Source organism: Streptomyces sp. GC420, from assembly GCF_009916105.1.
In the GTDB taxonomy this organism is placed as follows: Bacteria; Actinomycetota; Actinomycetes; order Streptomycetales; family Streptomycetaceae; genus Streptomyces.
Map to the genome: position 1 here is coordinate 1 of NZ_JAAAXQ010000421.1, position 6254 is coordinate 6254.

Annotated in this window: 5 protein-coding genes; all 5 read left to right on the top strand. The window is 72.8% G+C overall.

The window, feature by feature from the left end:
- The first annotated feature begins 30 nt into the window (after positions 1–30).
- The 5 genes from GUY61_RS32930 to GUY61_RS32950 all read left to right on the top strand — a co-directional run bounded on the left by GUY61_RS32930 (position 31) and on the right by GUY61_RS32950 (position 6199).
- On the top strand, positions 31–1053 hold the full coding sequence (locus tag GUY61_RS32930) for an XRE family transcriptional regulator (RefSeq protein ID WP_166633986.1): 1023 nt from the start codon (positions 31–33) through the stop codon (positions 1051–1053).
- A gap of 887 nt (positions 1054–1940) precedes the next feature.
- Positions 1941–2930 carry a malate dehydrogenase gene (locus tag GUY61_RS32935; protein ID WP_166633987.1) on the top strand — a complete coding sequence of 330 codons (990 nt, stop codon included), beginning with the start codon at positions 1941–1943 and terminating at the stop codon, positions 2928–2930.
- Positions 2931–3170: 240 nt separating this feature from the next.
- Positions 3171–4901: a hypothetical protein gene (locus tag GUY61_RS32940; protein ID WP_313896981.1), complete on the top strand. Its 1731-nt coding sequence runs from the start codon at positions 3171–3173 to the stop codon at positions 4899–4901.
- A complete protein-coding gene (locus tag GUY61_RS32945; protein WP_166633988.1) occupies positions 4888–5265 on the top strand; it encodes a hypothetical protein in 378 nt (125 codons plus the stop codon). The genes GUY61_RS32940 and GUY61_RS32945 overlap by 14 nt, the downstream gene beginning before the upstream one ends.
- A 7-nt stretch (positions 5266–5272) precedes the next feature.
- A complete protein-coding gene (locus GUY61_RS32950) occupies positions 5273–6199 on the top strand; it encodes a hypothetical protein (RefSeq protein WP_166633989.1) in 927 nt (308 codons plus the stop codon).
- Positions 6200–6254: the final 55 nt, after the last annotated feature.

Sequence of the window (6254 nt, forward strand, 5' to 3'; positions counted from 1 at the left end):
GGCACGTAGTGGGGGGACAAGGGGGAAGCAATGCCTCGTTGGAAGGCACTGCCGGACGGACTGGACCCGCAAGTGCGGGAATTCACCAGCCAGCTGCGCAGACTGGTGGACCGCAGCGGCATGAGCATCGCGGCCGTGGCGGACAGTACGGGCTACAGCAAGACGTCCTGGGAGCGCTATCTGAACGGCCGGCTCCTCGCGCCCAAGGGCGCGGTGGTGGCCCTGGCCGAGGTGACGGGGACGAACCCGGTGCACCTGACCACGATGTGGGAACTCGCGGAGCGGGCCTGGAGCCGCTCCGAGATGCGCCACGACATGACCATGGAAGCGATCCGGATATCCCAGGCGCGTGCGGCGCTCAGTGAGTTCGGACCCGGCCCGGCCAACCAGGGCGGTGGCAGGGGCGGTTCCGCCGCACACACGCAGCGGCGGGGCTCCCAGGAGAACACGCCCACGCAGACCGCGGCCGATCTCTCCGGTGGGCGGCCGGGCGGCGGCCAGGGCGTTCCCCCGGGCGCGCCGCGGCCGGCTTCCTCGCCCGCCGGGCAGCGCGGGCGCCGCAAGATGGTGATGTTCGCCGCGGGCATCGTCGGCGCGCTGCTGGTCGTCGCGGCCGCCGTGCTGTTCACCGATCTGGGCGGCGGGGACAAGGAGCCCGAGGCGAAGCCCACACCGTCGCCCACCGTCTCCGAGACGCCGGAACGCCCCGAGGGCGTGGAGTGCACCGGCAAGGAGTGCACCGGCGAGGACCCGGAGCAGATGGGCTGCGGCGGTGAGCTGGCGAGGACGGTGGCCAACGCGACCGTGGGCACCGCGGTCGTCGAGGTCCGCTACAGCGAGACCTGCGGCGCCGCCTGGGCCCGTGTCACCCAGGCCGCCGCGGGCGACAAGGTGACGATCGCGACGGCGGGCTCCAAGACCGGCGCCCAGCAGGACGCGGTCGACGCCGGCACCGACACCGACGCCTACACCCCGATGCTCGCCGTCGCGGATCCCGCCGACGCGGAGGCCTGCGTGGCGCTCGCCACGGGCGAGAAGGGCTGCACCGAGTGACCCGCACGGCCGCACGGTCCGCCCCCGCCGCCTGATCCCACGGCCGTACGACCTCACGGCCGCCACGGTCCGCCCCGGCAGGGTGATCCGCCCGGCCGAGTGACGCCTCCGTCGGCGCGTCTCCCGCCCGCTGCCGTGCCCGCCGTGCCTCCGTGTCCGCCCTACGGCGTGCACGGAGGCGGGCGGGAGCGGACCGTACTCGGGAGAACGCATCCCCAACGCGTCCCGAAAAGGCGCCGCCGAGCGGGAACGCCCGGCACGGATCGGGGCACGCGAACGGCCCTACGGGGTGTGACCTCACCGTTCCTGTGGACTGAGTAGGAGTGAGTCTGCTCAGCCGCGCGCCCCGAACGGTCTTGGGCGCACTGGTCCCCGGCGTACTCGGCCCCGGGGCGGCGACACGGATCGTGTCCGCGGTCCGAATCCCGGGAGGCCGGTCCCCTCACGACCCGGCCAGATGGATACGGCCGGAGGCGGCGGGGAGTCCCCGGACCATCACTCCCGTGGAGCGGGGCCCCGCACTCCCCCCAGCTACCGCTGGGGGTGCCCCGGGCGCCGTACCCGGCGTCCGGGATCGCACGATCACCGTAGCCCGGAAGGCCCAGAATGCCGCAAGCCCGGAAGCCGACCATCACACGATCGAGTTGAACCGCCCTCGTGCGCGCTCCCGGCGAGCAGTCGGCACCCCGCGTACCGGCCCGGTGGACCGTACGCCGCCCGGGCATCTGTGGGCCGGGCCACAGGGGGGTGGCAGCCGTGCGGCGCCGGGGTCGGATAGCCTGACCGCTGGATCTCTCGACGCCAAGAGATCGATCATCCAGGGCGTTTTCCGGGATCCACCACCAGGGGCAGGGACCCCCACCGCCAGCTGTCTTACGGAGATCGCCATGACCCGCACTCCCGTGAATGTCACCGTCACCGGCGCGGCCGGGCAGATCGGCTACGCGCTGCTCTTCCGCATCGCCTCCGGTCACCTGCTCGGCCCCGATGTGCCGGTCAAACTCCGTCTTCTGGAGATCACTCCGGCGCTCAAGGCCGCCGAGGGCACCGCCATGGAGCTCGACGACTGCGCCTTCCCGCTGCTCCAGGGCATCGAGATCAGCGACGACCCGAACGTCGCCTTCGACGGCGCCAACGTCGCGCTGCTGGTCGGCGCCCGCCCGCGCACCAAGGGCATGGAGCGAGGCGATCTGCTGGAGGCCAACGGCGGTATCTTCAAGCCGCAGGGCAAGGCCATCAACGACCACGCCGCGGACGACATCCGCGTCCTCGTCGTCGGCAACCCCGCCAACACCAACGCGCTGATCGCCCAGGCCGCCGCGCCGGACGTACCCGCCGAGCGCTTCACCGCGATGACCCGCCTGGACCACAACCGGGCCGTCTCGCAGCTCTCGAAGAAGACCGGCGTGCCGGTGAGCGAGATCAAGAAGCTCACGATCTGGGGCAACCACTCCGCCACCCAGTACCCGGACATCTTCCACGCCGAGGTCGCCGGCAAGAACGCCGCCGAGGCCGTCAACGACGAGAAGTGGCTCGCCGAGGAGTTCATCCCGACCGTCGCCAAGCGCGGCGCCGCCATCATCGAGGCCCGTGGCGCCTCGTCGGCCGCCTCCGCCGCCAACGCCGCGATCGACCACATCCACACCTGGGTCAACGGCACCGCCGCCGGTGACTGGACCTCCATGGGCATCCCGTCGGACGGCTCCTACGGTGTGCCGGAGGGCCTGATCTCCTCCTTCCCGGTCACCTGCACCGACGGCAAGTACGAGATCGTCCAGGGCCTGGACATCAACGAGTTCTCCCGTACCCGCATCGACGCGTCGGTGCGGGAGCTCACGGAGGAGCGCGACGCCGTCCGCGGTCTCGGCCTCATCTGAGCCGGAAGCCCCGTACGCACCGGTCCGCGCGCTCCCCGCGCACGGACCCGCGTCCGCGCCTTCCCGTACTCCGGTACGTGTCCGCCCCCGGTCCTCGACGACCGGGGGCGGAACCCGTTCCCGGCCCCGGCGGATTCGTCATTCACGTTGCGTTGATGTCCGTTCACACCCCTATGCTGTTCTGCCCGCGCGACAACTCATGTGCAACAGCGGGTTTCTGACGCCTCGGGGGACGACACAGTGACGCAGGGGACGTTCTTACCGCAGCAGCCGCCACCGGGCCCGCGGCCGCCCGGGCCGGTCCGGCCCACGGCACCGCACGCCAGCGAGGCGACCCGGCTGCTGTGCGCCGGCAGCTACCTCGACGACACCTACCGCGACGCGGTCATCGAGGAACTGTACGTCCACGAGGAGCGCATCGTCGCTCCCTCGCTCGGCTTCGACGCGGCCCGCGTCCTGGCCCACGCGCTGCGCGCCCGGCGGCTCGAACTCGGCTGGGCGGCCGCCATCCTGCTGCTGTGGATCGTCAGCCTCCCGGTCACCGGGTACCTGACCGCCATGTTCATGACCCCGGTGCTGCTGCTGACGATCGCGGGCCGCGTCCGCGGCACCGGCGAGAGGCCCCCGTGGTACCGGCGCGCCACGGCACTGTTCCTGCGCTGGTACGGGCGCCTCTTCCTGCTCTACGTCCTGCTGACCTTCTACGCCGTCGCCCGCGAGGACTACGACAGCCTGGAGAACGTGGGGGACCTGTCGCTGCTGCTCCTGATCCCCCGGGAGGCGCTCTACGAGATCCTGGCCGAGAGCGGCCGGGGACAGGCCTGGGCGGCCCTCGCCTTCCCGCTGCTCGGGGCGGCCGTCGTCGCCCTGCAGCGCGGCCAGTTCGCCCGCGCGCTGTCCGGCGAGCTGTCCAGGACCAGGTTCCCCGACGCGGCCTCCGACCCGGCCGAGCGCGCGGAGAGCGGCCGCTTCCAGCGGCTGCGCGACAGCATCCGCGTCGAGCAGCACGCCCCGCTGGTGATGTACCGGGCCGCCGACCCCTTCTGCGGCGCGGGGACCCCGTACGACCCCTGGTCGCTGTCCGTCGAACTGCGCCCCCGCGGTGATCTCGGCACGCGCAAGGCGCAGCCGCTGGACAACCGGGAGGTGCTCAACAGGATCGTGCCGCTGCTCGAGGCCCTGCGGGAGCCCGCCGCAGGACGGACTGCACAGGCCGCGGCCGCCGTGCGGGACCGGCTGCGGGAGCTGGAGATCGACGAGTGCGTCTTCCTGCCGGTGGACGGCCTGCCCAGCAGACGGCACGCCCCTTACGCCCCCGAAATGTTCGAGCAGCACCGGGCGCGCGCCGTCGAGGAAGGCGGGGAGACCCGCAGGCACTTCCTGCGGGTACGCGTCGGCGGCTGGGGCGAGGAGGTCGTCACCACCGTCTATGTGCGGGTGCACACCCAGGGAGGCATGCTGATGCTGGAGGTCGCCCCGCACGTACTGCGGCCCGTGCGCCCGCTGTTCCGCAACGCCGACCGGCTCGCCCACCAGTACCTGCACAACAGCCTCTTCGGCAAGGCCGTCTGGGCCCTGTCCCACACCCCGGGCTCGGCGGGGCAGGCGGTGGTCACCCTGTGGCGCGGCGCCGCGTTCCTGTGGCGGCTGGCCACGGGCGGCTACGGCGTGGCGCTGCCGGACGGGCCCGCGGTCTCGGTGCGCGAACTCGGCTCTGACGACGACGCCTCGCTGTTCCAGGAGATGGACCACAGCCGCTATCTGAAGAGCATTCAGGACCGGGTGGCGAACGGAGTCAGGCAGGCGCTGCGCGACGCGGGCTGGCAGACCGACGAATTCGAGCAGAAGATCATCAACGTCAGCAACGGCGGGGTCTTCATCGAATCGGCTCAGGGGGCCATCGGCATCGGCGCCAACAACACGATCACGAACAAGGCACCGATCTCAGGAGGAGACAGTGGCAACGGGTGAGCCGCAGGGGCCGCAGGGCGGTGGCATTCACATCGGGAGCGTGCGGGGTGCCTTCGCCATCGGCGACCGCAACACGGTGACCAGCAACGCGGCCCCGGCCGGGTCCGACGCCGCGCAGGAGGAACTGCTCCTGGCGGTGCGCGAGCTGCGCGCGGACCTGGCCCGTCTGGTCGCCACCCCGCAGACCGAGGCGCTGGCCGGGGAACTCGCCGAGACCGAGGAGGAGATCGCGAACACGGGCCGGGCCGGGACCGGCCGGCTGACCCGGCTGCGCGCCAGTCTCCAGGACGCGGCCACGGCCACCGGGATGCTGGCCTCGGGTGTGGCGGTGGGCCAGGCCGTGGGCGCACTGCTGGGAGGGTGAGGACGCGATGACCGGCAGCGGGGGAGCCGGCGGCGGGGTCCGCTGGAACGACGAGACACAGAGCTGGGAGACGGGCGAGGGGGCGGGCCCCGCGGCGCCCACTCCGCCGCCCCCGCCGATCCCCTTGTACGAGCCCGCGAGCGCGGAGGTGTCGTACGACCTCTCCCACCCGGGCGCGGCCGGTCCGCCGGCACCCGGTTCACCCGGTTCCCCGGGTCCGGGCGGCCCTTTCGGGCCCGGGCGGCGGCGCACCAGGGCGCTGATCGCCGGCGCGGCGGTCGCCGTGGCGGCGGGCGGGCTGGCCGGCGGGCTGCTGGCGCTTCGCGACGACGGGAAGGCCGGTGCGGGTGACGGCTCGGCCTCGGTGAGCGCGTCCGGCGGGCCGTCCGACACCTTCGACGCGCAGGGCGAGCCGAGCGATCCGGCGGCCGGTACGGCCACGGATCCCTGGGGCCCGGAGCCGGGCACCGACTCGCCGTCCGGCACCCCTTCGCCGGGCGAGGTGCCGGAGGGCTTCGTGCTGGAGGAGGACGCCGAGGGGTTCACCATCGCCGTGCCCGAGGACTGGGAACGGGAGAAGAAGGACACCGGCGTCTTCTACAACTCCCCGGACGGGCGGAGCCTGGTGCAGGTCTTCACCATCACCGAGGCCGCCATCACCCCCTACGAGGCGCTCCGGCAGGCGTCCGCGGACCTGGCCAGGAGCAACGACGGCTACGAGGAGATCAGCCTGGAGGACCTGCCGGAGGAGAACGCGGCGGAGCTGGTCTACGCGTACGACAGCGCGAAGACGGGCGGTCGCCGCCAGGTGGTCGACCGTGCCTTCGACGCCGGTGACGGCACGCAGTACGCGCTGCTCGTCGCCGGTCCCGAGGATGACTGGCCCGCGCAGCGGGACATCCTCACGACGGCGCTCGACCACTTCGTTCCCTGACGCGGGGGTGGACGCGGACGCGCGTCGCGGGGAAGCGCCGACGTCGGTGTGGGCG